We start from the raw sequence: 25111 nt of genomic DNA on the forward strand, positions 1-25111 counted from the left end.
TGAGGGCCTCTGCGGGGATGCGGCCAGACACTGTTATGCTGAATATGAGCCTGCTGGCAGGTTCAGATAAAGCTGCCAGCAGGCGGTTAAAAATTTGCTTAGCGTAGGAAAAGGTTTGCAGCGTATTCACCGTCAAAAAACACATCACACTCCTGCTCCGGGCGAGAAAAAGCATGAGTTTCCCGTTTGCACCGAGCCATTACCTTCTTGTTCTGGTAGGTAGCCAAATACACATTAGTGAAATCATTGTTGAACGCGGCAGCAAGGCTCTTGTCCTGATTTACAAAGGGTTCATTGATGATGAGAGTTTCATTCACCCACAGCTTTAGCACTCCGTTAGGCATATTTGCGCTAATCAGAAGTTGTTCCCCGCCTTGAGTGCGGTAGGGCTGTTTTGCTGAAAAATTTGTGCAGCCAGCCAGAAGCAGTGGCAGTAATAAAAATCCCGACTTCTTTATATCAAACCCTGAAAAGCACTTCATGTCTTGCCAGCTCATTTTTCTTCCTGATTTTTGAATGGAAAGAGGAACATCGGCAAACCGGGCGGTTGCTTTAGATCAGGGCTTTATAGAAAAGGATTTTTCGTTCAGTGCTGCTCTTCGTTAATAGCCATGTTGTTTTCAATCGGAGTGATCGGTAGGGTCTCATGAGAAAGAGCGGAAACTCTATTCAATGTACTGGCTGAAACGCAGAAGGTATCCATCCGGATCCTGCACGAGAAATTCTCTCTGGCAGGCGATTGTTGCGCCATTGTTGTAATGGTTATCGTTGAGACCCCGATACAGCGTTACGCTATGAGCATTTACACGGGCAAATATCAGTTCAATGTCGTCCACTTCTATCTGGAAATTTACGCCGCGTCCTAGTGGTCTGGTGAGTTCGGCCGTATTCCATCCTCTTGGGTGATATTGCTCAAGCATCAGTTGCGCTTCGCCAAGGCTGATATAGGCAAACTCTGGCTCTGTTCGCCTGATCATGACGCTGAAGCCAAGCACATCGGTATAGAAGCTCAGGGAAGCGGGAAGATCGGTTACGGTCAGCTCGGGAACCATGTGGTTCCAGTAGGGTTCGTTCGTGTCAGTCATTTTTTTCATCCTTTTTTGACTGGCGCAACATACACCAGATGGCTTGTGCGAGGTTCGTGGCCGGGATGTTATGTCTAATGTGGCATAACATCTCTATTTCATAGGCTTGACGTCCGCTTTTCGCTCATAGCGGACCTTAGAACTACGTCAGTCCGCTTTATGCCAGAAGCGGACATCAATGCACCTTTAAAAGATGACAAAACCTGATTAGCGATTATTTACTTCCTGAGCCTTTAAGAAAGCGGGGCGACTCGTTGATCTTAATATGTAGCTATCAATCTCTTCGGTGATTTCCAATCCGCACAGTTTTGCCCATAACAACGTATGAGAAAGAAAAATATCGGCCAGTGTAAAGTTGTTGCTCGCAATCCATGTTTGAGTCGGCTTAAAGCGAATCTGAGAGATGACTTTATCTGCTTCCTTACTGAAATAATTCATTAAATCCGGGGAACGCTGATTTTCGGGAGTGAAGACAATATGTTTGAGCAGACTCCATACGGGGGCTTCCAGATCGGATAGCGTGAAGCTTAACCACGAATTTACAGAGGATTTTTCTTCAGCGGTTGCGGGATAAATAGAGATGTTTTTATGTTGTTCACACAGGTAAATACAGATCGCTAAGGTTTCACTGATTGACACGTCACCATCGGTCAAAAAAGGCACTTTTCCCAATGGATGGGGTGATCTCACCTCAGAAGTAGGGTTCAAAAGATCGACTCTGATGGACTCGTAATTCACTCCCATTTCTTCAAGAGCCCAGAGTACTCTTAATGATCGGCTTTTGGGGTAGGTATAGATCTTCAATTGAATATCCCTTTGTTGTGGAAAAAATTTTATAAGGTAAGTGGGCAGCTCATGTCAAAATTTCCGCTCTTCGCTCACAGCGGACATTGGCCAGGAACCCATACCTCTATGTTGTCCCGCCTTTCAACTTATGAATTTGCTGTTCATCGCTTATCCATGTCGATGGCTTCGCTAACGCACAGGCATACTTCGGTGCCGACCGAAGCAGCGTGCCCTCATCATCATTAAACTGTCCGTAAATTAACAACGGAGCGGACCATGATTGCAGTACTTTTTGAGGCAGATGCCCTGCCAGAGGCTCAGGAAAGATACCTTCAGCTCGCTTCGGATCTGAAGCCTCTCTTATCCGACACGCCCGGCTTTATTTCAATTGAGCGTTTCCAAAGCCTGACTACGCCCGGAAAGATTCTTTCTTTGTCGTGGTGGGAGAATGAGGAGTCTGTAGCCGGATGGAAGCGGAATCTAATGCATCAGGCCGCTCAGAAAGAAGGTAAGCAGTCGATTTTTTCATTCTACAGAATACGGGTAGCCAGCGTATTCCGTGATTACTCTTCTGATAAGGGAACAAATCAGCATGTATGACATTCACGTTATTCTAAAAAACAGCCCGGGCTCACTTGGTTCACTGGGTAGTGTACTGGGTGAAAACGGAGTGGGGCTTGAAGGCGGTGGCGTATTTGCAGGAACTGAAGGCGGGCACGCACACTTCCTGGTTGAAGACGGCTATAAAGCACGCAAGGTGTTGACTGAAGCCGGTTTTGATGTGTGCAACGTGTGCCGTCCCCTGGTAAGAAAATTACCTCAGGAACGGCCCGGAGAGCTGGGAGAAATAGCTGACACAATTGCCCGGAACGGCATCAATATTCTGGTACAGTACAGCGATCACAGTAACCGGCTCATTCTCATTACGGATGATGATGCCCGGGCAGCCGAAGTAACCCGAAGATGGGCAATACCTTCTGAATGAACCTCGTTAAAACAAAGCGCGACATTGAGCCAGATGGTGTCCTTGAAACATCAATGGCAATGGTGGCTTCTGCGCTGTCTGATCCGTCAAGGGTAAGCATTCTGTGCGCCCTGATGGACGGGCGCGCATGGACAGCTACAGAACTTAGCGTAGTGGCTGGCATAGCAGCCTCTACGACCAGCGGACATCTGAACAGACTTCTCAGCAACGGTCTGGTCATTTGCCTGACGCAGGGGCGTCATCGCTATTACAGCCTTGCGGGCCATCATATCGCCGGACTGCTGGAAAACCTGATGGGAGTTTCCATGGGTACTTCCAAAGCTCCCGTTTCCAGTACGCCGGTCTATCTGCGTTATGCGCGCACCTGCTATGACCATCTGGCAGGCGAGCTTGCTGTCAATATTTATGAATTTATGCTGCAGGAAAAATGGCTTGAAGCAGATGGCTCGGAACTGACATCAGCCGGCAAAATACATTTTGAGAAAATGGGCGTTTTGCTTAACTCTCGCACACGACGCAAGCCCTGTTGCGGCTGTCTGGACTGGAGTGAAAGACGTTTCCATCTCGGCGGTGACGCTGGCTCAGCCTTGTTTACACTTTTCCTGCAAAAAGAATGGTTAACGCGTACACAGGGATACCGTGAAGTGAACGTAACCGATCCAGGCCGGGTTGCATTATATCGGCTGTTTAAGCTGAAGATCACCTGAACTTAAGTCATATACCGGTTAATTTGATGAGGTGACTCAAGATGCCTTCATCTGACTCTTCCATTTTACGTAAACGGTCCGCTCTTCGCGCATAGCGGCCGTTACAGCGCGAGTGTCTGCTCCATGCCAGAAGCAGACGTTTCCAACATCTGCATGCATTGATTTTTCAAGACGAGCACTCACTGCATAGCCATGCAGACGTATCAAAATCATCAGGCGCGTTTCTCAGGGGTATGGACAGGGAAAAGGTGCAGGAAACGGCCCTCAGGCCGCAGAAACGCGCTGAGGGGCTTTGGGGGGTGCGACCAAGCACTGTTATGGTAAATCAGGATGTAAAGTGGAGGCATTTATGGTTTTGCAGCACTTGAGGATAGCCAGGCCTGTCAGCGCACTAAGTAAAAGCTGTGAAATGTACTGTAACGGGCTTGGGTTAGAAAAAATCGGCGACTTTACAGACCACAATGGATTCAGCGGATACATGTTAGGACTGGATAGTTTGTCTTGGCATCTTGAGTTTACCCAGTGCCATGATCATCCGGTGCACCCCTCACCCTCAAATGAAGATCTTTTGGTACTGTACATTCCAGAGAAGAACAGTTGGCGAACCACTTGTAAAAATATGGATGATGCTGGCTTCGCCAGAGTTAAATCATTCAATCCCTACTGGGAACGCGATGGCGTTACCTTTGAAGATATGGATGGATACAGGGTTGTAATTCAAAACATGCATTGGGGCAAGCTCTGAGCCACAGTTTGTAACCGTAGCCTTATGTTAAAAGCGAGTGGCTGGCAGGGTCATTAAACGCGGCCAGTCGTCCGTTATTTGAGAATGGCTGTGAGGAGACTGCTGAATACGGACCCCGTTATGAAAGCGCGCTCCGTCGTCACTTCCTCTTTTCGCATATCTGCCAGTCTGGCGAGCGCGCTTTCGGCATCGGCGGCGCTAACCTCTTCAAACTGCTTTTCCCAGCCTTCACCGGCAAGTTGTGCGGCTTTTTCCGAGTCAGATCTTTCCAGGGCGGCGATGTGCTGACCTTTCTTAAAAAAGCAGAACTCCGGCATGGTGTACTCCATGAATATGGTGGCATGTCATGGGTAACATATCTGAAGTTAGCTGATTCTGTACAGCGGAGTCTGCCTGACGCGATTCGGGATCGAACTCTTATGTTAAATTGAGTGAGCTATGAAAATTTAAATCAATGACACCAGGGAACCAGCAGTGGAAAAATTTACGGTACGGCGCATCACCGAAAGCGATCTTGGCGACTTCAGAGAATTGAGGCTGGAAGCTTTACGGCTTCATCCTGACGCCTTTGGTGCCTCTTACGAGGAATGCAATCATAAGCCACTGCAGTTCTTTGCCGAACAGCTGAGAGCCAGCCATGTTTTTGGCGGATACGACCATCATAATATTCTGCAGGGCATGATTGGCGTTAGCCGCAGCTCGCTGCCTAAACTGAGCCACGTTGCAAATATCTGGGGAATGTATGTTCGCTCCGGGATGAGAGGGAGTGGCCTGTCATCTGGTCTCATGGAGGCGGCGCTGGAAGCCGCCAGCTCAGCTAAAACAGTAAAACTCACCGTGGTTACCACTAACCGGTCTGCGTATGCGCTTTATCGTTCCTTCGGATTCATCGAGTGGGCAACAGACACCGCTGCACTATGCGTTGACGGGGTATATTATGACCAGTTCCTCATGAGGAGGAACTCTGAGACCGATTCATAACAGGGATGTTATGTCTAATGTGGCATAACATCTCTACTTCATAGGCTTGACGTTTGCTTTTCGCTCATAACGGACCTTCAGCGCCGATCGTCCGCATTGTGCCAGAAGTGGACCCTGCCAGGTCCGGGCTCAGATAACCATCGGCGCGCTGGTTAATTCTGTGTCCAGCTGACATATAGACAAATCCGGTCACCATGACTGGGTTTTAAATGGCTATTACGTCAAACCTTGCATCCAAAACCGACTGAGTTCAGCAGTAGAAATATTAGTGGCAGGCAACAGTGGTTCAGGTTGTTCAGAAAAAATCTTATCAGCGAATTGTCTTCCAGTCAGCTGTGCTGCTGAGGTCTTGCTATGTCTTAGTTGGTAAAAGCTTTCCGGAACAATGTTTATATCGTCGATCTCCCTCAATAAGCGAGCCAAATGCCATGCATCTTCCAGCGCCTGGCATGCTCCCTGCCCGGAAGTCGGTAAGGAAGCATGAGCCGCGTCTCCGATCAGTAAAATATTGTCCTGATGCCAGAAAGGAAGTGGATCAATGTCATGAACAAAAATGCACTTAATTAATGCTTTATCACATGACTGCAATACATTCTGCACAGGATCAGGCCAGTCCTGAAAACGCTGATGCAACTCATCGAAATAATGCGCTCGAAGGCGTTCATCGTTAACAGGAGCGTTCCATGCACCTGCCCAATAGCACCACTCGTTATTCACCGGCACGATGCCAAAACGCTCCCCCCGGCCTCGAAAATCATCGATAGCATTGCTCAGGCTGCCCTCTCGTTGCCTGCCTACTCCTATTACGTTCACAAAGCCATGATAATGAGGAGGTATTCTCTCCGCATACAACGCCTGGCGGACGACTGAATTCATACGCCCGTCAGCCCCCACGACCAGGTCAAACTCCTGGCTTAACTTCATTACGTCTGCAGTAGTGATTGCACAACTGAATTTGATCTCGCAATCCAGACTATCCAGCGCACCGATCAGTAAGCTGAGTAGCTCACGTCGTAAGACTGTCACGCTGGGAAAACCGCATAGTGAATTTACTGCTGAAATATCGAACTCAGACTGAAGAAGACCATATCGGTCAAACTGGCGCATCATGCAGGGCGTACCACCCACCTGAATTACCTTTTTGTCCAGACCCATCTTCTGCATGACGAACATGGCATTGGGCCACAACGTCACACCCGCTCCTGAAGTGGATACGGTGCTGCCACGTTCAAATATGCTGACCTGATGGCCCTGTCTGATTGCAAGTATTGCCAGCGCCATTCCAGCAATCCCGGCCCCTACGATGGCAATTTTCTTAGGTCTGGTCATCATCTTCTTCCTGTTACGAAACGTAATAGAAATTGTAATGACCGCCTTATTACTGATAAATATGGCAATATAGTTTTATTAATCTCATTTACTGGGATAATTTATGATTGAGAAATTTGAGATGCAGTGGCTGATCTGCTTCCAGGCTGTTTATGAAAAGTTGAGCTTTAAGCTCGCAGCAGATCAGCTTCAACTGCCATCATCCAATGTCAGCCGTCATGTCGTTTTACTTGAACAACAACTTCGCGTGCGGCTGCTGGAGCGCACAACCCGCAAGATAATTCCGACCGCAGCCGGTAAACAACTATATCAATCCATTACACCGCTCACGCGCGCTTTGGACCATGCCCTTGAAGAAGTATCCCTATTCGGTGATTCACTTTCAGGCCATCTGAAGATCATTACCCCAGACCTTCCATTCATGGCCGATATCCTTGCTGACTTCTGCATCAGGCATCCACAAATACAGCTCAGTTGTGACACTCAGCTGGATCCAACAGAAGGATTACTGGACGGATTTGATCTAGTATTACGCTTTGGGCGTGGACCACTGGAAGATTCCAGCTGGGTTGCCAGGGAAATTCTGCGCTGGCCAAGCTGTGTGGTGGCCGCACCAGAACTTCTGAAACGTTACCCCTTGCCACGATCGCCAGATGAATTAGCCAACATCCCTTGCATTACCAGTATGTCGGTACTCCAGGGAACGCCCTGGAGATTTAAACAAAACCAAACCGTCCGGGTACATTCCAGTTACAAGGTGAACAGCGGACAGATGGCGAGAGCCGCTGCATTAAAAGGACTTGGCTTCGCCATTTTGCCTCTCCATGCGTGTGAATCCGAAATCGACAACGGCTCCCTTATAAAAATTAACTGTAATCGCGAACCTGAAGATCTGGTGCTCTACGCGCTGTATTCCGGCAGAAAATATCTACCTGTCAAAGTGAAGGCGTTTCTGGAACATTTGCAATTATCTATTGCCGATTTAGAGGTACGCAGCAAGGAAGGCATATAACTGACTAAACAATCCGGTATCCCGGACCGAGGTAAAAGGTCCGCTTCTCGCTCATAGCGGACCTTCAGCTAAGCCCGCCTGTCCGCTTTGTGCCAAAAGCGGACTGTTGGCATACGCCCGAAGTAAGATACCCTCTTAGCTTGCAAGTGGAGATCAGGATTTAGAAGGCCATTTTCGAGGGACAGGAAAAGTGAACGTCTGCTTTGAGCGAAGAGCGGACCTTTAAAAAAGTGATATTTGTTGGATTGATTATGTAGAACTAAATGATTAGCATCTGCTCTTTCGGACTAAGAAATGACTGTTAACGATTCCCTCTTCGCATTCTCTCTCGCAGCACTGTTACTTACCCTGACTCCCGGCCTTGATACGGCACTTATTCTGCGCACCGCTTGTGCTGAGGGCGGCAAAAAGGCTTTTCACGCTGCGCTTGGCATTGATGCTGGCTGTTTTATATGGGGCGCGTTGGTCGCGTTGGGTCTTGGCGCTCTTCTGGCGGTTTCAGAGATGGCTTACACTGTGCTGAAAGTTTGTGGCGCGGTCTACCTGAGCTGGCTGGGCTTACAACTCCTGATACGTCCTCGATCATCATTCAGTGATGATGATGACAACAACGTTTCTCAGGGGAGTTGGTTTATCAGAGGAATGCTGGGGAATGTGCTCAATCCTAAAATGGGCATTTTCTATGTCTCTTTTTTGCCACAGTTCGTACCTGCCGGTCACTCACCTTTAATATGGACTTTTATCCTGGTCAGCATCCACGTAGCGATTGGGACTATATGGTCAATCACTCTCATTTTATCCACGCAATTTGCGTCAGCCGTATTGAAGAAAGGTCGCTTCGTCCGTGTGATGGACAGAGCAACAGGGGGCTTATTTTTATGCTTCGCGGCTAAACTTGCTATTAGCACGAGGTAGCTCTGGACTGACTAGCGTCGTCCGCTTTTGGCACAGGGCTGCTGTTGCAGCCCTCAGAAATTAAACTTCAATAGACTCAGATATCTCCAAGGCATCATCCACTTCAATACCGAGATAACGGACTGTACTTTCGAGTTTTTTGTGACCTAACAGTAGCTGGATCACTCGAAGATTCTTCGTTTTTTTATAGATCAGATATGGCTTGGTTCTTCGCATAGAATGCGTACTGTACAGAGTCTCGTCGAGACCCAGCTTATCTATCCATCCATGAAAAATACGGTTATATTGCCTAGTTGAGATATGTCGTGAAGAACCGACGCGGGACTGGAACAGATAGTCGCTACTACGTAGATGAGCCATTTTAATCCACGCGGCTACAGCCTCTCTGGTTCCCTTAGTCAGTTCAAACTGAACGGGGCTTCCCGTTTTTTGCTGCAGCACTGTCGCTCTGCCCGAAACAGAGTGCCCATAGGCCACATCAGAAACTTTTAGCCTAACCAGATCACAGCCCCGAAGTTTACTGTCCAGAGCCATGTTAAACAGAGCTAAATCGCGTACTTTTCCTTCCAGCTCAAGTCTGATACGGATTCCCCAGATATGAGAGATCTGAAGAGGCCGTTTCTGGCCAATAAGACGGCCCTTGTTCCATGGGAATGTTGTCATGCTCAATCTCCTTTGGGTTAGGAGATGTGATTATGGTTGTCCAATATGAGCGAGGAGCAGACATTACTGATGCTTACTTAAGGATCTAACCTGCCTGCTATAAGTTTATACAATAACCTGACGACCCGGGTTCGAATGCGTCCAGCCTGGTTTGCCCCAGTCTTGGGCGTTTCTCAATCTTATCCCGCTAGCGTGAAGTGATGTCAGCCATATACTTTTGAGTGGCGTTAGCCTTTCCATTACCCGAAGCGTTATATTGCGCAATGCAAGTTCAGCATCAAGGTTGGAAACCTCTTTCATGCAAGTTGGGATAACATCAGTTCGTGACACCCACATACCGACTTCTCCTGTTGGTTCAAATCCATCTACAGGCAATTCATATCTGTAAATTTTTCCACTTTGAAAGCGTGATAGCCATGAACGTTCGATACAGGCTATGGCAGTAGCATGGGAGTCGCTGCCCATCCATTGTTCAACCTCCACTCTGCATGTGCCAGGCAGTGACCAGAAAACGATGCGTGGGCACTCACGAGGGAAAAGATAAAGTAGTTCATGCGCTTCATCTGTAGCCCATATAAGTGACCCATTTAGCCACTCCTGTCCGGCAGGACGGTCAACATGAACCCTTAACTGGCGGGGTTTGAATAGGGTGATATCAGGATTATCGCTGAAATGGAAAAGACGCATTTAATACTCCAGTCAAAATGTATCCAACACTACAAATAGCTCACCCTGAATGAAGAAAGTTACCTCCATATGAATAGTCTCTAATTTTAAATTTTCAGGCAGGCATTGATCAGTTCTTAAACTGGAGATGTGAAGCGTCCGCCTCTGGCACAGAGCGGACTGACGCGGGCGTGATGTTTGCTAAGAGCGAGAAACAGACATTCCTGTAAAGAGGAGAATTTTAAAACGCATTCGTCATAATATTTTTTGGACGTTATCTAACCAATCGGGAAGGTGTTCTCTATACCAGTTCAGATATTTAGAAAAGGCGGTCTTTTGCCGCATATGAAGCAGGACAATCACTTCTGTGACAATCCAGGCTTTTGCAATAGCAATTTCTCTGGCCAGCTCATTGATATTCTGGTGGAAGGATAGCTGGCAATAGCGTTCTGCAAGGTCTATAAAAATGTGTTTTGTCCCCATTCCCTTTATAAGGGGAGCAAGGTCAATAGCAGGACTTCCTTTGCCAAACCTTTCCCAGTCAAAAAGAACTAAATCACCGCTTGCTCTTCTTCCCCAGTTGCCTGCATTGCTGTCGCCTGAAACCAGGCTTTGGTAGCCAAATAACTGACCACTACACTGCTGAAAACGCCGTAGCTGCTGTGCACTTTTGTCAGGTAATGCCAAAAGTAGGAGAGAGTTTTCAAGCGCTGTTTCTGTCCAGGTATGGGTGTGATAGAGCCATTCAGAAGTCCCAGGATAGCAATGCAGGCGCCCCAACATAGCTATGGCATCATCATTTGCCACAGCGGCCTGGTTAACCTGGTAAGGAATATACTCCATTCTTAACTTGCGTAAGTTAGCATCAGCAGACAAGAGCTTAGGCGTTGCAACCTCTGCCTGGTTAAGCTCTGTTGCCGCGTATTGATAAAAGGCCCACTCAACTTCGCTGACAGGCCACTTTTCTATAACAATTTTATCGCAATCACTGTTATTCAGCACCACTTTGGCGGTGCCCATATTGGATAAATCCATCGCAGATATGCACTATCTCTTCAAAATTAGCGGGTTGGTTTTACCTGTTTTAAAGTGTAATGCAAATTGGTAGTGGTATAGGTGAAGTTATGCAACGACATCCTTGTATAATCAGCCACACAGAACAGACAGATTCTGTGTGTTAGAACCGGGGCAAAGCAGGCCGGCGACATCCTTTGGCCAGTGAGCCAGCGAATAAGATAACTGCCGCTTTGCCTCTCTTTTCAGCGTATGACCGAAGGGTATCTGTGGCCCCGCATACCGGTGAGCCTGAATTTGCAAGGTAGGTCAGCTGAACTCAACGAGGAAAAGCTATGACTGTGTATCTTGGAATTGATATTGCCAGTAAGAAGTTTGATGCAGCTGAACTCTGTGATGGGGTTTATCGGTGTAAAGCATTTGAAAACACCCCCGCCGGCTTTACAGCACTCAGTAAGTGGCTGCAGGCAGGCAATATTCCGGACATTCATGTGTGTCTTGAAGCAACTGGCAACTATGGTACTGCCCTCGCTACTTTTCTGTACAAAAAGAATCTGAAAGTCAGCATCGTTAACCCCGCAAGAATTAAGGGATTTGCGGCTTCTGAACTTACCAGAACTAAAACTGATAAAGCAGACTCCCGGTTGATTGCACGCTTTTGTAAAGCCATGCAGCCAGACCAATGGAAACCCGTAGCTGCGCCCGTCAGAAAGTTGCAGGCTCTTGTACGGCGTATCGATGCACTTAACGGTATGCTGAGAATGGAATGCAATCGTCGCGAAAATGCAGATATTGACACTCAGGATTCAGTGGAACGCATGATCAACCATCTTAAGATGGAACTTGAAGCGGTAAGGCGGCAAATTAAAGACCACATCAGTAATGATCCTGAGCTGAAAAGACAGGATGATTTGCTGCAGTCAATTCCAGGCATCGGGTCCATTTCGAGCAGTCTGGTGCTGTCCTTCATGGCCAGCAAAGAGTTCAGAAAAGCCAGGGAAGTGACCGCTTTTCTGGGACTTAATCCCCGCCATCACCAGTCCGGATCATCAGTCCGGGGCAAAACACGCATGTCGAAAATGGGAGATGCCAGACTCCGGTGCGCACTTTATATGCCCGCTCTGGTTGCGCTAAAACACAACCCGGACATCCGTATATTTGGACAGCGCCTTCTGACTGGCGGTAAGCCAAAAATGCTTGTCGTGGGGGCAGTCATGCGCAAACTTATCCATATAATTTTCGGAGTACTTAAATCGGGAACAGCTTTTAGCTCTCGTGTAGAAGTGAAGGCTACTGTTAATCAGTAATCGAGAAAATCTGACAGACATGCAACAGGCAAGATTTAACCAACTTCAGTTGGCAGACAGGCTGCTTTGTGCCAGGAGCGGACGTTGCTAACATCAATTCAGAAGTTCAACATAGAAGAAGTTGTGAATAATTTGATTGGCTTATAGTGGTAAACCACGCCAGCATATCATCATGGAGGCTGTTTAATGAGTTGCGATTGGTGCCTAAATTTATGTGTTAAATACGTTATCCGCCAACCTGAACAATTACGTAAAGCAATCCGTATTGCTAAGAATGCGCTCAGTGAAGGGGTTCTGGCCGAAATTGATGCAGCGGATGACTGGAATCAATACAGCTTTCAAGAGTGTGCTGAAAAGATGATATGGGGTGATATCGTCGATTACCATTTTGTTTGTAGGCACTGTGGAACTAAGTTTGTATTAGGTGCTGAAACTTACCATGGCAGCGGTGGGTATTGGTCGCCCGAGAATGAAAAACCATCGGAAATAATTGACTAACTTCCGCTCCTCACCTATAGCAAAACCTCAGCGCCGCAGTTTGAACTAGATCTGTGCCGGGAACGGGCGTTGCATTCCAGCGATTATTGCCTTAAGAGTTAATGTTCGATTGTGATGAGGGCAACCACTATGCTACTGGATACGTTAAAAAGACTCGAATGTTCTCTTCATGGCAGTAGGCGAAAAAATCGGGAATGGCTTGAACAGATACTCCATGAGAGATTTAGCGAAATAACGCGTTCAGGCGTATTAGTTGATCGTGCAGAAACTATTGAAGCCCTTTCGGATGAAGATAGCGTTCCAGCTCTTATTAGTAGTGATTTCCGGCTTATCAGTGCTGGAGATAAATTCGCAATACTGCACTACAGAACTGTTAATCCAGATGGTAGTCGTGCATCCCTTCGTTCTTCATGCTGGGAAATATCTGAGAACGGGCAATGGAAACTGGTATTTCATCAGGGAACACCTGAGGCACAGAGCGTGTAGATGTCAAATACAACGTCCGCTCTTCGCTCATAGCGGACATTGATCTCTGCATCAGTCCGCTTTGTGCCAGAAGCGGACACTCGGATTTTACTGCTTTAAACTCAATTTAATACCTGAACAGCCTGCCTGGTTATAAATCACCCGACAAATCAGTCCAGTTATGTGATCTCTTTAATGGTTTTTTTATTTAATCATTGATTAACCGTGATCAAGGTCAAGTATCAACTGCAAGCTACTTGTATGGTAGTAGCCGCAATAGCTATGTTACCAAGGTGTTTAAATTTTGATCTATTGTTTCCTTAAACATAACAATAATAACTACAAATAGGGGCTGGGCTCGCCAGCGGCATCAGTAGGGCTGCTGACAATAAATATTTTTCTAAGGCACCAGATATGACAACTTCCACATCTGAACAGACGAAAAAGTCGCCAAAAGAGACCTGGACTGACGGTGAACACGCTCCGCGCACCGGGCTATATCGTTTTCTCCCTAAAGCGCATCCTCTCTCCTGGTGGATGCTGGTCATTACGACTCTTGCGATCCTGATGAACTCAATTGACAGGATTATTCTTCCTACTCTGCTTCCGGCAATAATGCAGTCATTTAACCTGACCGAAGTTCAGGCAGGTTGGCTCAACTCACTTAGCTTTGTTGGAACCTTAGCTGGCGCTGTGGTTTTCGGTTTGTTCTCAGACTGGTTAGGTGCCGGGCATAAGCGCTGTTACAGCTGGTGCGTAACGGTGCTTGTGGAAATTATCTCAGGTGTTGCGACTGCCTTTTGTAAGACGCTGGGAGCGTTCCAGGTTCTGCGTGTCACAATGGGCATGGGAACCGGGGGGTCGGAACCGATAAACGTTGCTCTGCTCGGGGAGTGGTGGCAGAAAGAGAACCGTGGATTTGCTATTGGAGTACATCATACCGGATTTCCGCTAGGACAATTTATTGGTCCTATCCTGATCGCAGCCATTCTGGCTTTTGCGACCTGGCGTGAAGCATTTCTGTTTATTCCACTGATTGGCTTAGTTATTTTGGTGGCACAGTTAATCGTTGGTACACGTAAAAATCATCAGAGGGTTAATGACTGGATTGTTGATAACAATCTGACCCCGCCCGTTACGGAATCATTGCAGAACACCATTGAAAAGAGTTCGGTATGGGCTAATGCCGCATCTTGCCTGAAAAACCGCAACTGCCAATTGAGTATTCTGCTGATTTTTGGTTTTACATGGGCAGAGATGGGGATAGCTAACTTTCTGACGCTGCAACTGACGCGTGAAGTTGGACTCGACCTCTCGACCGCAGCAATCATCTCTGGTGCATCCGGATTGACTGGCTGGATTGGGCAGATTTTGTGGGGCAGCTTCTCGGATTTGAAAGGGCGTAAACGCTCTCTGGGCATCATTATTACGGGCTGGATTCTGGCAGCGGCGCTTTGCATGTTCATCCATTCCGCAACACTTGGCTGGGCCATTCTTATCTTTTGGGGCCTGTTCCGCAACTCACCTTACCCTGTGGCTTATGCTTTACTTATCGACTCATCTCCTCGTGCTGCAGCGTCCAGCATGGGATTGATGATCGGCCTCGCAGTTGGCATCGCTGGTATTCTGGTCGCACCCATTAGTGGTTGGATTATTCACAACTACGGTTTCACCGTGCACTATTTGGTTATTGTCGCGGTATTACTTATCTCATGTGTTCCACTTTGGTTCATTAAAGAAACAGTAACGTTGAAAAAGGCCTGATATGACCAGCGATCTGATCACTTTATTACGTCACCATAAACTCATTGAGTTAAACCATCTCTATGAAGAGTTCATGCCAGTCTGGCCAACCCATGGAAAATTCTTCTGCAGCCGTGCCGAAGACTACATTGCTGGTGATGGCAATTATAACTGTCAACTTAGCCTCGGCGATCATTGCGGTACTCATGTGGATGCGCCTGTTCATTTCATTGAAGGTGGAAAAACTATAGAGCAGATTGACGTGCGCCAGCTCACCGGACGGGGTCGCTGCCTGGATATGTCGCATCTGGCAGAGAACAGTGACATCACTGTAGAAATGATCCAGTCCTGGGAAGCTGATAAAGGAAAAATCATTGCAGAAGATATTGTGATATTTCGAACGGGTTATGATGAGAAGTGGAGCTGTCGTCCAAACCAGGCGCCATTTTTGCAAAACTGGCCAGGCTTATCAGGCGAAGGAGCAGATTATCTGATTGAAAAAGGCGTTACTGTTTTCGGTACAGATGCCATGTCGCTGGACAGATATAATAATGAAGCATACCCGGCTCACCTTGCCGTTCTCGGCTCTGATTGCCTGATCATTGAGAATCTGGCTAATCTTCAAGCATTGCCTTCCGAATTTATTTTCATGGCATTTCCGCTCAGGATTAAGGGGGCATCGGCTTCGCCAATCCGGGCAGTGGCGCTAGTAGAGTAAATGGCGCGGGTGTTTGCCTGAACAGGACGCAATTTTAACGAAGCTCAGGATTAATTAACGGGGAGCAGGCGATGTTTAACCTGCTCCCCGCTGATTCATACAGAACGCTTTTAGCAATGTCCGCTCCTCGCTTATAGCTGACCTGCCCTCGAATAATCTTCGACTCATACCCACGTATAAGACAGTTGCTTGCAGCTGGCGTAGCGGGTTTTCCAGGCGGCCCCTATAAGGCCGTCCCGGCACGTATCAAATACATGTCCGGGAGGGCCCACTTCTGGTTTCACTATGAATGTTGACACATGCAACATCCTGCTCACAAGAATGTGAAAATCATGCCTGAAACCGATTAAGGTTCACAAGTTGTCGCAGCATCTCGATATGAATCGGTTTATCATTAAGCGCCGGTATGTAAGTAAACGATTTACCACCCGCATGCATAAAAATCTCCCTGTTCTGCTCATCAAGCTCCTCAAGCGTTTCTAAACAGTCTGATGCGAACCCCGGGCTGATTACATGCAGGCTTTTTATTCCTTCATTCGGCAGATTTTTAATTGTCTCATCAGTATAAGGCGTTAACCATGGCTCTCTGCCGAATCTTGACTGGAACGTCATCAATATTTTCAATGACGGCATATTGATTGCTTCAATGAGTAACTTTGTCGTTAACTCACATCTTTCCTGGTATTGATCCCCCTCTTTGACAAACCTTACCGGTATACCATGATATGAAATCAACAATGCATCTGGAATGCCGTTAGCTTCGAAAGATGCCAGAACGGATGCTTTTAACGCTTCAATGTAGGCAGGAAGATCGGCATAGTCATTGATGAAATTTATGGAGGGTGTATAGCGGTTCTTCATGGTCTGCAGGTGACGGCTCACGCTATCCCAAACAGAAGAAACGGTCGAAGATGAAAACTGGGGATACAAAGGAATGACGATAATTTTATCTACGCCTTTTTCCAGTAGCCTGTCAATTGCACTACCTATACCCGGCTCGCCATAACTCATCCCCAGCTCGACGGGCAAACCTGTCACTTCTTCAAGCGCACGGGCTTGCCTGACGCTGTAAACCATGAGAGGGGAACCTTCCTCCATCCAAATCGAAGAGTATAATTTCGCCACTCGCTTCGCACGTAATGGGATAATCACGCCATGTAGAATGGGGCACCAAATGATTCTCGGTAAGTCGACCACTCTGTAGTCATGCAGAAATTTAGATAAAAATTTCTTAACCGCAGCAGGCGTTGGTTCATTTGGTGTTCCAAGGTTAACAATCAAAACACCCTGTTTATTCGTCATTAAGTGGGGCCCTCAAAGCCATTGTCACTAATTCACTCATGCCAGTCACTCCGTAGCTGCTTGTCTTCAGGCCTCAAATTGACCTCATTTTGTAGAAATATTTGCAATGCAGCTTTACGGTTTCACGGCTTATGATTCTATGCAACTGATTGCAGCCATCGCTTTGACTGAACGATCATGATTTTAGGGCATATCATCAGTAAAAACATTACTTTCTCTATCGTCAGATTTAACCGGTGCGGGGCTACGCGACGTCATTATCGAAGTCGGCGTGTGGGGGTTAGTTGGCTGGAGGAGGTGAGAAAAACCGCATCTGGATGCTCGCGCAGATGCATGCCTCAGGCTTTATCTTTTTATGCGTAAGAGTGATGTAGGCGACTGACCTGCTCCCTGTTAATTCATACAGAACGCTTTTAGCAACGTCCGCGACTTGCTGAAAAGCGGACCTTGCCTAAGACGCACTTCTGCTTTGTGCCAGAAGCGGACATACGTATTTGTGCTGAAGGATCGCGCCGAATGCCTATGACGGGATGCGGCAAATAGTCTTATGATAAATAATGCTGTCTGGCTCGCAGAAGAACACTGGCTGTCAAGCGCCCGCCTGCCCGTTAACTTCTCTATGAATGAATGGTAGCATTGCCCGGTTCACTGGCATGCCTTATAACCTGCAGGGAGCGTTTAATGCAGTTAAAGAGAATGACCTACGACGATCTAACAAAGGGCGGCGGCGAAGCAAAGCTACACGTTTACGGCGTGGGTACCTTCCCGGTATTTTCCGGCCAAAAGCCTTATACCAATGATCCAAACTGTACTTACAAGCCTAACAGTGCCATTCCGGTCGGGCGCTACTGGATTGTTCCGCGTCCTGAAGGCAGTATCGCTAACCGGATCAGAGGATAGGCCGTCGACACCTGGAACAACTCAAATCATTCTGAATGGTTTGCGCTCTTTAATTCTGAAACGATGAGTGTTTCCATCTTCATCAATGGCGTTGCCCGCGGCGGTTTCCGCCTGCATCCTCTTCGGCCAGACGGCTCCGGAGAAAGTGAAGGGTGTATCACCTTCGTGCGGCGCACTGATTTCTATACGGTAAGACAGGCGCTGCTCCGGAGAAAAACAATTCGCGAGCCGGGTTCGCGAAACAGCTTGATGGCATACGGCTACGTTGACGTTCAGGGAGAAAGTAATTTTGCAAACAGCAAAATTCGCTAGAAAAGCAGCGGGTTTTTTCGTCTGCTTTATTGCGGCCTTTATGGTATCGCGTTACGGGATGCCACTCTATCCGCTGACGGCGTGGCTCGTTGAACATTCTCATCAAATTTTCGGCAGTTATCAGGATGACGTATACGAAGCCGGTACGGATCCGGTTACGTTCTTTTCCCTTGTGACCGTTATCGCTTTTTACGCTTTAGCCATGTATTGGTTAGTAAAAATGGCAATTAAAAAAGTAAAACGTGGATAGGCTGGTTGCATTAAAAACCTGGGGTTTATATTGCCCTGCACTTCTGTCTGAAAAATCAACACCAACAAGGGTTCGCGAGCGTATCGTTATATTTGATATAGCAGAACGTCCCTATCGATACTATTTCACGTCCGCTTATCGCTCAAAGCGAACCCTGACCTTCGGAGCAGCACACTTTCTCTAAACAAGTATTAAACCTGTTAAACTCCCCCTGCCCGCCTCTGAACCCCACAGATTTTGCATAATCTATGCCTGAAATCAGCGCTCAGTCCCGCCGTGAAACCTGTTGCTTAGGTGCTCTTTGTCGCTGATTTCTCCGGGAGCGGGTAGTTATAAGCAGCGGCGGAAGTATCGCATCGGTAGCTGCCGGTATGTGCGCATTTTCGCAGGGAAGTTATTCAGCCGGGGTATTGTTCCTATATGCCTCACCAAAGATACCCCTGGATTTGTTGCCCCGACAGTCAGCAACTTGTCGCTACCCGACGCAGCAGTGATGGGTGAACCCGCTGTTATCCCTCGTCTGCCTGCATGATCAGGGCTACCGGCTGAGTCTATCCGACTCTGTGGTGTGAAGTGCCACGAATCGGTAATGCCGGTCTACCTGATATTTCCAATAAACTTATTCGTAACACCGACATTGCCAGCAGCACAGGTGTGCCCAGCATAAAATGCCGGTTACTGGCCGGGGACATTTGTCAGCAGGATTATCGTCAGATTGGTTGCCGAAAGAAGATCGTCAGTTAATTAGCCATGCCCTGGCTATAGAGGCTATCCTTCAGCGCTAAATTTTCACTTCAGGAACCCCTATGTCAGATATTGCAATTTCAAGGCGTTCTCCTTCAGTATTTTGGGGAGCGACCATCATTTGCGGCACCGTGGTGGGTGCAGGCATGTTCGTCCTGCCGGTCGTGATGGCCGGGGCATGGTTTGGATGGGCGTTACTGATACTGACGTTTAGCTGGGTCTGTATGTTAATCAGTGGTCTGATGTTTCACCGTGTGAGCCAGCATTACCCTCTGGAAACCGGCTATGACAAAATCGTCCGTGATGTATTAGGCCGTAACTGGGCTGAAGTAAATGGCCTGAGCCTGGTTTTCGTGCTGGGCATTCTGACATACGCCTATATTTCAGCGGTCGGGCCTGTTTATGATCACTCACTGAGCAGACTGACCGGCAAAACGGTTTCATCATCCGAAGCCAAAGTTATGTTAAGCCTGACCGTGGCTGCCATCGTCTGGTTAGGCACCAGCAGCATTGGCAGGATAATGTCTGTTTTGCTCATCACTAAAATTGTTCTGTTACTTATCCTGTTTGGTGGATTACTTACCACCGTGAATGTCGACTACCTGCTGGACAGTCAGAACCCGGCAGCATCCTACTGGCCCTATATGTTAGGCATCGTGCCATTCTGCCTTGCTTCATTCGGTTATCATGGAAACATTTCTGGTCTGATTAGCTATTACAATGGCGATCATCGACGTGTGAAAATATGCCTGTACACAGGCACCGCCGTGGCGCTGGTTATCTATCTTTTCTGGATAATCTGCACGATGGGTAACCTTCCGCGCTCAGCCTTTCCGGAAATTGCCAGCCAGGGCGGCGACATTGCCGCGCTAATGCACGCGTTTAGTCTGCGCGGTTATACGGCCGGAATGTCGCTGTTGTTCTCGATATTTTCGCATTTTGCCGTTATCTGTTCGTTCGTTGGGGTGACAGCGGGCCTTGTGGATTACATCAGTGACCGCCTGACTCTTCCCAGGACCAGAACGGGCCGCCTCAAAGCCACAGCGATCACGTTCCTGCCGCCATTGAGTTTATCTCTGCTTTTTCCGGATGGGTTTGTTAGCGCGATTGGTTATGCCGGGCTAATCGCGACAATTTGGGCAGTGATTGTTCCGGGATTACTTCATCTGAAAATGCGATCCCTTCATTACTCAGGCTATCAGCGCAGCCAGTGGGACGGGCTTCAGTTGTGCATGATTATGGTATTCGCCGCCCTGAACATCCTTTCATGGGCGCTGAGCGAGTTTGATCTGTTGCCGGTATTTTAACGTCATCAGAAAGGTTTGATGACATAATAATTTCCTGCAAAACAGCCTGTAATTTAATGATTAAGCCGGTCAGGAAGTGCGTCAATTGCATACTTTCTGGCCGATTGGTTAACAACACACCGTACGGCCATGAACATCGCAGGCAAAATCCCGTGCTTAACTATCTACCCCGCCACCAGCTTTGTATTAGCTGATAAAGGTCAAATTAGCAGTTCTGATTTACATCCCTTATCCTTAAACCAGAAAAGCTTTTGTAATATAACCTCCTGCATAAACAGGCTGACCTGCCCTCCGCTGATTAACACAGGCGATGTAAGTGATGTCCTCATAAGCCACCTGCGTACACCCCTACCAGGAAGCTTTTTCCGACGAACAGATCATCAGTATCCTCCGCTCAGATGAGGCTGTTTTTTCTTCCGGTGAATTCTGCCGTAAAAAGCTATTTCCGACGTCATTTTTTCACCTGGCGCAAGAAGTTTGGCGGCTTGGAGGTTCCTGAAGTGAAGCAGCTCAAGTCGCTTGAAGAGGAGAATACACGCCTCAGGAAGCTGCTCGCTGAAGCCATACTTGCCAGGGAGGCACTTCAGATGACTCTGATCCGTAAGTTCTGACAATTAATCAAAAATATGAAGTCTTGTAAGTCAAGTGTGAGGTTTCAGGTCTTTAGCACTGTCGTACCTGCGGGCTGACAAGTTTGTCCCCAATATTCGGTTCAACGCCCAGCACTTCGCTGGCCTGGTGATAGTTCTGGTTGATCCGAAACTCCACAGGACACAATGCTGCAAGCCGGCGATTAATCATGCTGATCGTCTCTATCAGTCAGACTGAATAGGTGGCAGGAATTTTTCCGCAAAGATGTCTGGTTCATACCCTGATGCCGCAAAAAGGTGCTCACGTGATTCGTCAATCGCTGCGCGAAGGCGCTCGCTGTCCACACCCAGCACTTTGCCGTTCTGCTTGACGATGCGACCGCCGATCATCACGGTATCGATGTTGCTGCGTTCAGCAGCATGCACCACCGTGCCAAACGCATTCCCGTTTGGATAGAGGTTGAGGTCAGTCGCGTTAATCAGGATCAGGTCAGCCTGTTTGCCTGGCGTCAGGCTCCCGATTTTGTCCTGCAGTCCGGCACAAAACGCGCCATCAACGGTTGCCGATTTCAGCAACTTAGCAGCCGGAAGCGTTGTCAGCGAATGCTCTGAATTACAGCAGTGCTGCTTATGCATACCCATCACACGCTGCAGATAGAACGCCACGCGCATTTCTGTAAACATATCGGTGCTGTAAGACGTTTCATTGTCCACGCTAAGTCCAGGATTGATGCCATGACGCTGCGCGGCTTCAATGGCGAACATCCCGCTTTCGATCCCATAGTGCGAATCTGAGCGCGGGCAGACGTTGACCCGGACACCGGCGTCGCGCAGGATTTCCCATCCCTCATCAGGCAGGGCTGTGCAGTGGTTAAAGATATTGTCCGGGCCAAGAAGACCCTGCTGATGCAGTGATTCGAGCTCGGAGGCCATTTCAGCACCAAAGAACTCGGTGACAATCGGCAGCCCCAGTCTGCGGGCCTCAGCCCACAATTCCGGATCCAGCTGAGCCATGACGCCCAGCGTCACAAGACTCTCTGGATTATCCCTGAAATATTTTTCCTGCAGACGCTGCCAGTTGCAAGGCCAGTGCGCATTATCCCATTCACCCGCAACCGGTGCGCCGGAAGCATGGATAGCGCGAATACCGCTATCAAACAGGGCCTCGACTGCGGCATCGGCGTGTTCTGCGGTGCGGCTGTTATGCGAATTATCAATCATCGTGGTAATGCCCGCGTCAATCGCACCCAGCGCCGTCAGCAGGTTACCGACATAGATATCTGCAGGGCGGTAATATTTAGCGAACGAGAAGTGCGTGGCGTTGCTGTAGTCGTCCAGACAGGTGGCGTTAGGGTTAATGCGGCGCAGCTGACCTTCCCAGGCGTGACGATGGGAATCAACCATACCCGGCATGACAATCATATTTTTGGCATCAATGACGTGAGCGCCCGGAGCGTCAAGGTTCTGACCCACAGCGTTAATCGTTGAACCGTTGATGAGAATATCACCGCGCTCAATGTTACCGACGCTCTCGTCCATGCTCAGTATCGTGGCACCACGAATCAACATAGCCTGTGAAGTGACATTCTGATTGCTAACAATATTTCTGATATACCCGGTCATTAACTTCCCTCTTTCCTGATCAATGTGGAAACGATACGCCACGCCATTATCCTGAAAAAGGTGCTTAAACCGTTTTCATAATTCATAATTTGCGAATAATCAGACTCAATTTTTACCCATGGGAAGGATGATGGATCGGATTCAGGCTATGCAGATTTTCATACGGGTTGCTGAGGCCGGGAGCTTTGTACGCGCGGCAGAAACGCTGTCACTGCCTTCTTCCACTGTTACCAGTACTATTAAAAACCTGGAGAAATACCTGCAGGTGCGTCTGCTGAACCGCACGACAAGACGGGTCAGCCTTACGCCTGAAGGCCTGCAGTATCTGGCGCAATGCCGGGAGATTCTGGCCTTAATTGAACATACTGAAGCCAGTCTGGCTGATTCGAACAGGCGGCCCCGTGGGCGCCTGAGAGTTGATATGCCCGGTGGGATCGCGCATTTCATCGTCCTGCCCAACCTGAAAGACTTTTACCGACTTTATCCGGATATTTACCTGATGATTGGTGTGAGCGACCGGCAAGTCGATCTTGTGCAGGAAGGTGTGGATTGCGTCATACGAACCGGTGAATTAACTGACTCCACACTGGTTGCACGTCCGCTTGGCCGTTTTCGCTGGTTGACCTGCGCCTCGCCGGACTATCTCAGGGAATACGGTATTCCTGAGACGCCGGAGGCGTTATCGCAGCATAGGGCGATTCATTACTTTTCCGGTTCGGGAAGACGCACTAATGAGCTACGTTTTATACGAGGCGCTGAGGCCTTCTCTGTTCCGGTTGAGGGGGATACAGCCGTCAACGAAACGGGACTTTACATCAGACTGTGTCTTGAGGGTTTTGGTCTGGCGCAGCTTGCTGAGAATGTGATTTCAAAGAATCTGCAGCAAGGCAAACTGGTCGAGGTTCTTGCGGACTGGCAGCCACCCTCCGTGCCGGTGACGATGCTCTATCCGCATCAGCGTTTTCTCTCTCCCGCCGTGCGTGCTTTTGCTGACTGGGTCGCCGGGCTTTTCAACGAAGGCGCAGGTGAAAAGCAGTTTTCCCCATAGAAAACGGCTCAGGCAGCGCGTTTATTACAATGTTCAGAAAAACATAGGGTAAATAACCGACGCAATATTTTTCGACTACAGACTAATGCAAAAAGATACAAACCAAATTTTTAAAAAATAACGTTAGCGTCAGCTCCTCGCCTTAAGCGGACGTTGGCCATGCATCAGTCCGCTTTGTGCCAGAAGCGGACATTAAAACCTTGATCCAATACAAAGGCCCTCCCTAACTAAGTTAGGGCCATCACTTTACGTTCTGGCCTTTTTAGCATACTTGGGCCAATCGTCTTGTCAGCAAAACTGCCAGGAAATTTTTTTCGGTGAAATATAGAGCAATATATTAACGACATCGGTATCAGACTTTGGCACGCACCGCGTAATGTTGTGCTTTTGTCAGTACCGGACTGCTACATTCCATGCTGTTTTGCAAGCCACTGACGGGCCGTTGTAGTTGCAATCCCCTGACGTTGATTGTAAGTATCGCTCTTATTCCAGGCTAGTCCGTCAGGCCGTGCGAAAGCAAGTCGGTAATTTGCCCCGACATCCTGCGGATTATGTTGCACATCATCCTGGAGCTTTTGCCTGTCCAGTAATTTTCTGTTTACTTCAGCACCCCAGTGGTCACGCATTAAATCAGCAAGTTCACTATAAGTAAGCGTATCACCTGCAATATAGATAATCTCGTTTTGGAAAGTGGGCTGATGGAAGAAAATGTCCGCTGTCAGTTGGCCGATATCTTCAGGTGTGGTCAGCGTTACGGCGTGCTGCCAGTCTCCCAGAGCACAGACAGTTTTACTTTTTGCGTCAATCACACCAAAATCATGCTCAAACAGATAGCTGGTAAAAATACCTGTAGATACAATGACCCATCCTGTCACATTCTGCTGGCGTAGAAGGTGGCGAACTTCAAGCTGTTCATCCCAGACTTGTTGCCCGCTGCCTTTACCCACAACGTCATAATCAACGCCAAACTGCCATGGAAAGTAGCGAGCTACAGCCGCTTTCAATATCGCCTGCGTAATTTTTATCTGCGTTCCCGGGCCGCCAACAAAACCACTGCAGTTGATGACGGCGTCGAAAGAAGCAAATAGCTCACTCAGTTCATCAATACTGTTTTCCTGCAGATCGCCCTCCACCACAGCGATCCCAAGCTTCATCAGTTCATCCAGCCGTGCCCTGCGTGAACCAGAAACAGCATGAGCGGCTTCGCGTCTGAGTAACACGCTAATTTTTACATGAGTATGCGCCTGCGCTTTATTGCTCATCGCTCTCAGTACCTGAATACCAAGCTCTCCAGCACCCAGTATAAGAACAGTGTTTATAGGTTTTATGTCGAAATTCATTCTTGCTTCCTGTTGTATTAAAACGTCATCCTGACAGCTGACATAGCCTGGTTCAATTAGGCACACACATGATACC

26 protein-coding genes and 2 pseudogenes are annotated in these 25111 nt (G+C 48.1%); 17 read left to right on the plus strand and 11 right to left on the minus strand.

The window, feature by feature from the left end:
• Window positions 1-98: 98 nt before the first annotated feature.
• The 3 genes from LQK91_RS14775 to LQK91_RS14785 form a co-directional block, all read right to left on the minus strand.
• Window positions 99-497, minus strand: coding sequence for a hypothetical protein (locus LQK91_RS14775; RefSeq protein WP_231001634.1), 399 nt, complete (start codon window positions 495-497; stop codon window positions 99-101).
• A 168-nt stretch (window positions 498-665) separates the two neighbouring features.
• Complete coding sequence (locus LQK91_RS14780) at window positions 666-1085, minus strand: bleomycin resistance protein (RefSeq protein WP_105099653.1); 420 nt, start codon at window positions 1083-1085, stop codon at window positions 666-668.
• Window positions 1086-1292: 207 nt separating this feature from the next.
• Window positions 1293-1889 (minus strand): glutathione S-transferase family protein, encoded by a 597-nt coding sequence (locus LQK91_RS14785; RefSeq protein WP_105099652.1) that lies wholly within the window; start codon window positions 1887-1889, stop codon window positions 1293-1295.
• 258 nt (window positions 1890-2147) lie between these two features.
• Here LQK91_RS14785 and LQK91_RS14790 point away from each other — a divergent pair, with 258 nt between their 5' ends.
• The 4 genes from LQK91_RS14790 (at window position 2148) to LQK91_RS14805 (ending at window position 4308) form a co-directional block, all read left to right on the plus strand.
• Window positions 2148-2471, plus strand: a complete 324-nt coding sequence (locus LQK91_RS14790) for an antibiotic biosynthesis monooxygenase family protein (protein WP_105099651.1) — start codon at window positions 2148-2150, stop codon at window positions 2469-2471.
• Window positions 2464-2856, plus strand: a complete 393-nt coding sequence (locus LQK91_RS14795) for an amino acid-binding protein (RefSeq protein WP_105099650.1) — start codon at window positions 2464-2466, stop codon at window positions 2854-2856. The genes LQK91_RS14790 and LQK91_RS14795 overlap by 8 nt, the downstream gene beginning before the upstream one ends.
• Window positions 2853-3563 carry an ArsR/SmtB family transcription factor gene (locus tag LQK91_RS14800; protein WP_105099649.1) on the plus strand — a complete coding sequence of 237 codons (711 nt, stop codon included), beginning with the start codon at window positions 2853-2855 and terminating at the stop codon, window positions 3561-3563. Before LQK91_RS14795 ends, LQK91_RS14800 begins: the two co-directional genes overlap by 4 nt.
• Window positions 3564-3912: 349 nt before the next feature.
• The gene (locus LQK91_RS14805) at window positions 3913-4308 is read left to right on the plus strand and encodes a VOC family protein (protein WP_105099827.1); all 396 of its coding nucleotides are present in this window, start codon (window positions 3913-3915) and stop codon (window positions 4306-4308) included.
• A gap of 74 nt (window positions 4309-4382) precedes the next feature.
• On the opposite strand, the gene LQK91_RS14810 is transcribed toward LQK91_RS14805, so the two are convergent.
• Window positions 4383-4625 (minus strand): hypothetical protein, encoded by a 243-nt coding sequence (locus LQK91_RS14810; protein WP_105099648.1) that lies wholly within the window; start codon window positions 4623-4625, stop codon window positions 4383-4385.
• 157 nt (window positions 4626-4782) lie between these two features.
• On the opposite strand from LQK91_RS14810, the gene LQK91_RS14815 reads away from it, so the two are divergent.
• Window positions 4783-5289 carry a GNAT family N-acetyltransferase gene (locus tag LQK91_RS14815; protein WP_231001635.1) on the plus strand — a complete coding sequence of 169 codons (507 nt, stop codon included), beginning with the start codon at window positions 4783-4785 and terminating at the stop codon, window positions 5287-5289.
• A 216-nt stretch (window positions 5290-5505) separates the two neighbouring features.
• Here LQK91_RS14815 and LQK91_RS14820 read toward each other — a convergent pair whose 3' ends face one another.
• Window positions 5506-6621, minus strand: coding sequence for an FAD-dependent monooxygenase (locus tag LQK91_RS14820; RefSeq protein ID WP_231001636.1), 1116 nt, complete (start codon window positions 6619-6621; stop codon window positions 5506-5508).
• A gap of 100 nt (window positions 6622-6721) precedes the next feature.
• Here LQK91_RS14820 and LQK91_RS14825 point away from each other — a divergent pair, with 100 nt between their 5' ends.
• Window positions 6722-7630: a LysR family transcriptional regulator gene (locus LQK91_RS14825; RefSeq protein WP_181405303.1), complete on the plus strand. Its 909-nt coding sequence runs from the start codon at window positions 6722-6724 to the stop codon at window positions 7628-7630.
• A 294-nt stretch (window positions 7631-7924) separates the two neighbouring features.
• Entirely contained in the window at window positions 7925-8545 is a 621-nt protein-coding gene (locus LQK91_RS14830) for a LysE family translocator (protein ID WP_105099646.1), read from the plus strand.
• 60 nt (window positions 8546-8605) lie between these two features.
• Here LQK91_RS14830 and LQK91_RS14835 read toward each other — a convergent pair whose 3' ends face one another.
• The 3 genes from LQK91_RS14835 to LQK91_RS14845 form a co-directional block, all read right to left on the minus strand.
• On the minus strand, window positions 8606-9208 hold the full coding sequence (locus LQK91_RS14835) for a site-specific integrase (protein WP_105099645.1): 603 nt from the start codon (window positions 9206-9208) through the stop codon (window positions 8606-8608).
• 105 nt (window positions 9209-9313) lie between these two features.
• Window positions 9314-9895 carry a DUF6886 family protein gene (locus tag LQK91_RS14840; RefSeq protein WP_105099644.1) on the minus strand — a complete coding sequence of 194 codons (582 nt, stop codon included), beginning with the start codon at window positions 9893-9895 and terminating at the stop codon, window positions 9314-9316.
• 234 nt (window positions 9896-10129) lie between these two features.
• Window positions 10130-10918, minus strand: coding sequence for a phosphotransferase family protein (locus tag LQK91_RS14845; RefSeq protein WP_105099643.1), 789 nt, complete (start codon window positions 10916-10918; stop codon window positions 10130-10132).
• A 305-nt stretch (window positions 10919-11223) separates the two neighbouring features.
• Between LQK91_RS14845 and LQK91_RS14850 the strand changes: the two genes are divergently transcribed.
• The 5 genes from LQK91_RS14850 (at window position 11224) to LQK91_RS14870 (ending at window position 15619) form a co-directional block, all read left to right on the plus strand.
• The gene (locus LQK91_RS14850; protein ID WP_105099642.1) at window positions 11224-12195 is read left to right on the plus strand and encodes an IS110 family transposase; all 972 of its coding nucleotides are present in this window, start codon (window positions 11224-11226) and stop codon (window positions 12193-12195) included.
• Between the two features lie 186 nt (window positions 12196-12381).
• Complete coding sequence (locus LQK91_RS14855; RefSeq protein WP_105099641.1) at window positions 12382-12693, plus strand: hypothetical protein; 312 nt, start codon at window positions 12382-12384, stop codon at window positions 12691-12693.
• Between the two features lie 129 nt (window positions 12694-12822).
• A complete protein-coding gene (locus LQK91_RS14860) occupies window positions 12823-13179 on the plus strand; it encodes a DUF4440 domain-containing protein (RefSeq protein ID WP_105099640.1) in 357 nt (118 codons plus the stop codon).
• A 393-nt stretch (window positions 13180-13572) separates the two neighbouring features.
• Window positions 13573-14922, plus strand: a complete 1350-nt coding sequence (locus tag LQK91_RS14865; RefSeq protein ID WP_105099639.1) for an MFS transporter — start codon at window positions 13573-13575, stop codon at window positions 14920-14922.
• 1 nt (window position 14923) lies between these two features.
• Window positions 14924-15619 (plus strand): cyclase family protein, encoded by a 696-nt coding sequence (locus LQK91_RS14870; protein WP_003851719.1) that lies wholly within the window; start codon window positions 14924-14926, stop codon window positions 15617-15619.
• Window positions 15620-15949: 330 nt separating this feature from the next.
• Here the strand turns inward: LQK91_RS14870 and hemH are convergent, their stop codons facing one another.
• Window positions 15950-16921: a ferrochelatase gene (gene hemH, locus LQK91_RS14875; RefSeq protein WP_008924801.1), complete on the minus strand. Its 972-nt coding sequence runs from the start codon at window positions 16919-16921 to the stop codon at window positions 15950-15952.
• Between the two features lie 696 nt (window positions 16922-17617).
• On the opposite strand from hemH, the pseudogene LQK91_RS14880 reads away from it, so the two are divergent.
• From LQK91_RS14880 to LQK91_RS14895, 4 genes and pseudogenes are all read left to right on the plus strand, one after another.
• Window positions 17618-18133: pseudogene (locus tag LQK91_RS14880) on the plus strand (DUF2778 domain-containing protein).
• Window positions 18111-18383 carry a hypothetical protein gene (locus tag LQK91_RS14885; RefSeq protein ID WP_105099638.1) on the plus strand — a complete coding sequence of 91 codons (273 nt, stop codon included), beginning with the start codon at window positions 18111-18113 and terminating at the stop codon, window positions 18381-18383. Before LQK91_RS14880 ends, LQK91_RS14885 begins: the two are co-directional and overlap by 23 nt.
• A gap of 806 nt (window positions 18384-19189) precedes the next feature.
• Window positions 19190-20434, plus strand: a complete 1245-nt coding sequence (locus tag LQK91_RS14890) for an aromatic amino acid transporter (protein ID WP_105099637.1) — start codon at window positions 19190-19192, stop codon at window positions 20432-20434.
• A 376-nt stretch (window positions 20435-20810) separates the two neighbouring features.
• Window positions 20811-21071, plus strand: a pseudogene (locus LQK91_RS14895) (transposase); the annotation flags it as partial.
• A gap of 178 nt (window positions 21072-21249) precedes the next feature.
• Here LQK91_RS14895 and LQK91_RS14900 read toward each other — a convergent pair.
• Entirely contained in the window at window positions 21250-22647 is a 1398-nt protein-coding gene (locus LQK91_RS14900) for an amidohydrolase family protein (protein ID WP_105099636.1), read from the minus strand.
• A 130-nt stretch (window positions 22648-22777) separates the two neighbouring features.
• Between LQK91_RS14900 and LQK91_RS14905 the strand changes: the two genes are divergently transcribed.
• The gene (locus tag LQK91_RS14905; RefSeq protein WP_008924807.1) at window positions 22778-23695 is read left to right on the plus strand and encodes a LysR family transcriptional regulator; all 918 of its coding nucleotides are present in this window, start codon (window positions 22778-22780) and stop codon (window positions 23693-23695) included.
• Between the two features lie 404 nt (window positions 23696-24099).
• Here LQK91_RS14905 and LQK91_RS14910 read toward each other — a convergent pair whose 3' ends face one another.
• The gene (locus LQK91_RS14910; protein WP_039661336.1) at window positions 24100-25035 is read right to left on the minus strand and encodes an aromatic alcohol reductase; all 936 of its coding nucleotides are present in this window, start codon (window positions 25033-25035) and stop codon (window positions 24100-24102) included.
• Window positions 25036-25111: the final 76 nt, after the last annotated feature.

The organism is Pantoea sp. MHSD4, from assembly GCF_021043305.1.
GTDB classification, from domain to species: Bacteria; Pseudomonadota; Gammaproteobacteria; order Enterobacterales; family Enterobacteriaceae; genus Pantoea; species Pantoea eucalypti.

What these genes read in the sequence shown, in the direction of transcription:
- LQK91_RS14865 (WP_105099639.1), top strand. Translation starts at nt 13,573, where the DNA reads ATGACAACTTCCACATCTGAACAGACGAAAAAGTCGCCAAAAGAGACC.
- LQK91_RS14840 (WP_105099644.1), bottom strand. Translation starts at nt 9,895, where the DNA reads ATGCGTCTTTTCCATTTCAGCGATAATCCTGATATCACCCTATTCAAA.
- LQK91_RS14910 (WP_039661336.1), bottom strand. Translation starts at nt 25,035, where the DNA reads ATGAATTTCGACATAAAACCTATAAACACTGTTCTTATACTGGGTGCT.
- LQK91_RS14790 (WP_105099651.1), top strand. Translation starts at nt 2,148, where the DNA reads ATGATTGCAGTACTTTTTGAGGCAGATGCCCTGCCAGAGGCTCAGGAA.
- LQK91_RS14795 (WP_105099650.1), top strand. Translation starts at nt 2,464, where the DNA reads ATGTATGACATTCACGTTATTCTAAAAAACAGCCCGGGCTCACTTGGT.
- LQK91_RS14810 (WP_105099648.1), bottom strand. Translation starts at nt 4,625, where the DNA reads ATGCCGGAGTTCTGCTTTTTTAAGAAAGGTCAGCACATCGCCGCCCTG.
- LQK91_RS14825 (WP_181405303.1), top strand. Translation starts at nt 6,722, where the DNA reads ATGATTGAGAAATTTGAGATGCAGTGGCTGATCTGCTTCCAGGCTGTT.
- LQK91_RS14820 (WP_231001636.1), bottom strand. Translation starts at nt 6,621, where the DNA reads ATGATGACCAGACCTAAGAAAATTGCCATCGTAGGGGCCGGGATTGCT.
- LQK91_RS14900 (WP_105099636.1), bottom strand. Translation starts at nt 22,647, where the DNA reads ATGACCGGGTATATCAGAAATATTGTTAGCAATCAGAATGTCACTTCA.
- LQK91_RS14805 (WP_105099827.1), top strand. Translation starts at nt 3,913, where the DNA reads ATGGTTTTGCAGCACTTGAGGATAGCCAGGCCTGTCAGCGCACTAAGT.
- LQK91_RS14855 (WP_105099641.1), top strand. Translation starts at nt 12,382, where the DNA reads ATGAGTTGCGATTGGTGCCTAAATTTATGTGTTAAATACGTTATCCGC.
- LQK91_RS14870 (WP_003851719.1), top strand. Translation starts at nt 14,924, where the DNA reads ATGACCAGCGATCTGATCACTTTATTACGTCACCATAAACTCATTGAG.
- LQK91_RS14905 (WP_008924807.1), top strand. Translation starts at nt 22,778, where the DNA reads ATGGATCGGATTCAGGCTATGCAGATTTTCATACGGGTTGCTGAGGCC.
- LQK91_RS14860 (WP_105099640.1), top strand. Translation starts at nt 12,823, where the DNA reads ATGCTACTGGATACGTTAAAAAGACTCGAATGTTCTCTTCATGGCAGT.
- LQK91_RS14830 (WP_105099646.1), top strand. Translation starts at nt 7,925, where the DNA reads ATGACTGTTAACGATTCCCTCTTCGCATTCTCTCTCGCAGCACTGTTA.
- LQK91_RS14890 (WP_105099637.1), top strand. Translation starts at nt 19,190, where the DNA reads ATGTCAGATATTGCAATTTCAAGGCGTTCTCCTTCAGTATTTTGGGGA.
- LQK91_RS14775 (WP_231001634.1), bottom strand. Translation starts at nt 497, where the DNA reads ATGAGCTGGCAAGACATGAAGTGCTTTTCAGGGTTTGATATAAAGAAG.
- hemH (WP_008924801.1), bottom strand. Translation starts at nt 16,921, where the DNA reads ATGACGAATAAACAGGGTGTTTTGATTGTTAACCTTGGAACACCAAAT.
- LQK91_RS14850 (WP_105099642.1), top strand. Translation starts at nt 11,224, where the DNA reads ATGACTGTGTATCTTGGAATTGATATTGCCAGTAAGAAGTTTGATGCA.
- LQK91_RS14780 (WP_105099653.1), bottom strand. Translation starts at nt 1,085, where the DNA reads ATGACTGACACGAACGAACCCTACTGGAACCACATGGTTCCCGAGCTG.
- LQK91_RS14800 (WP_105099649.1), top strand. Translation starts at nt 2,853, where the DNA reads ATGAACCTCGTTAAAACAAAGCGCGACATTGAGCCAGATGGTGTCCTT.
- LQK91_RS14835 (WP_105099645.1), bottom strand. Translation starts at nt 9,208, where the DNA reads ATGACAACATTCCCATGGAACAAGGGCCGTCTTATTGGCCAGAAACGG.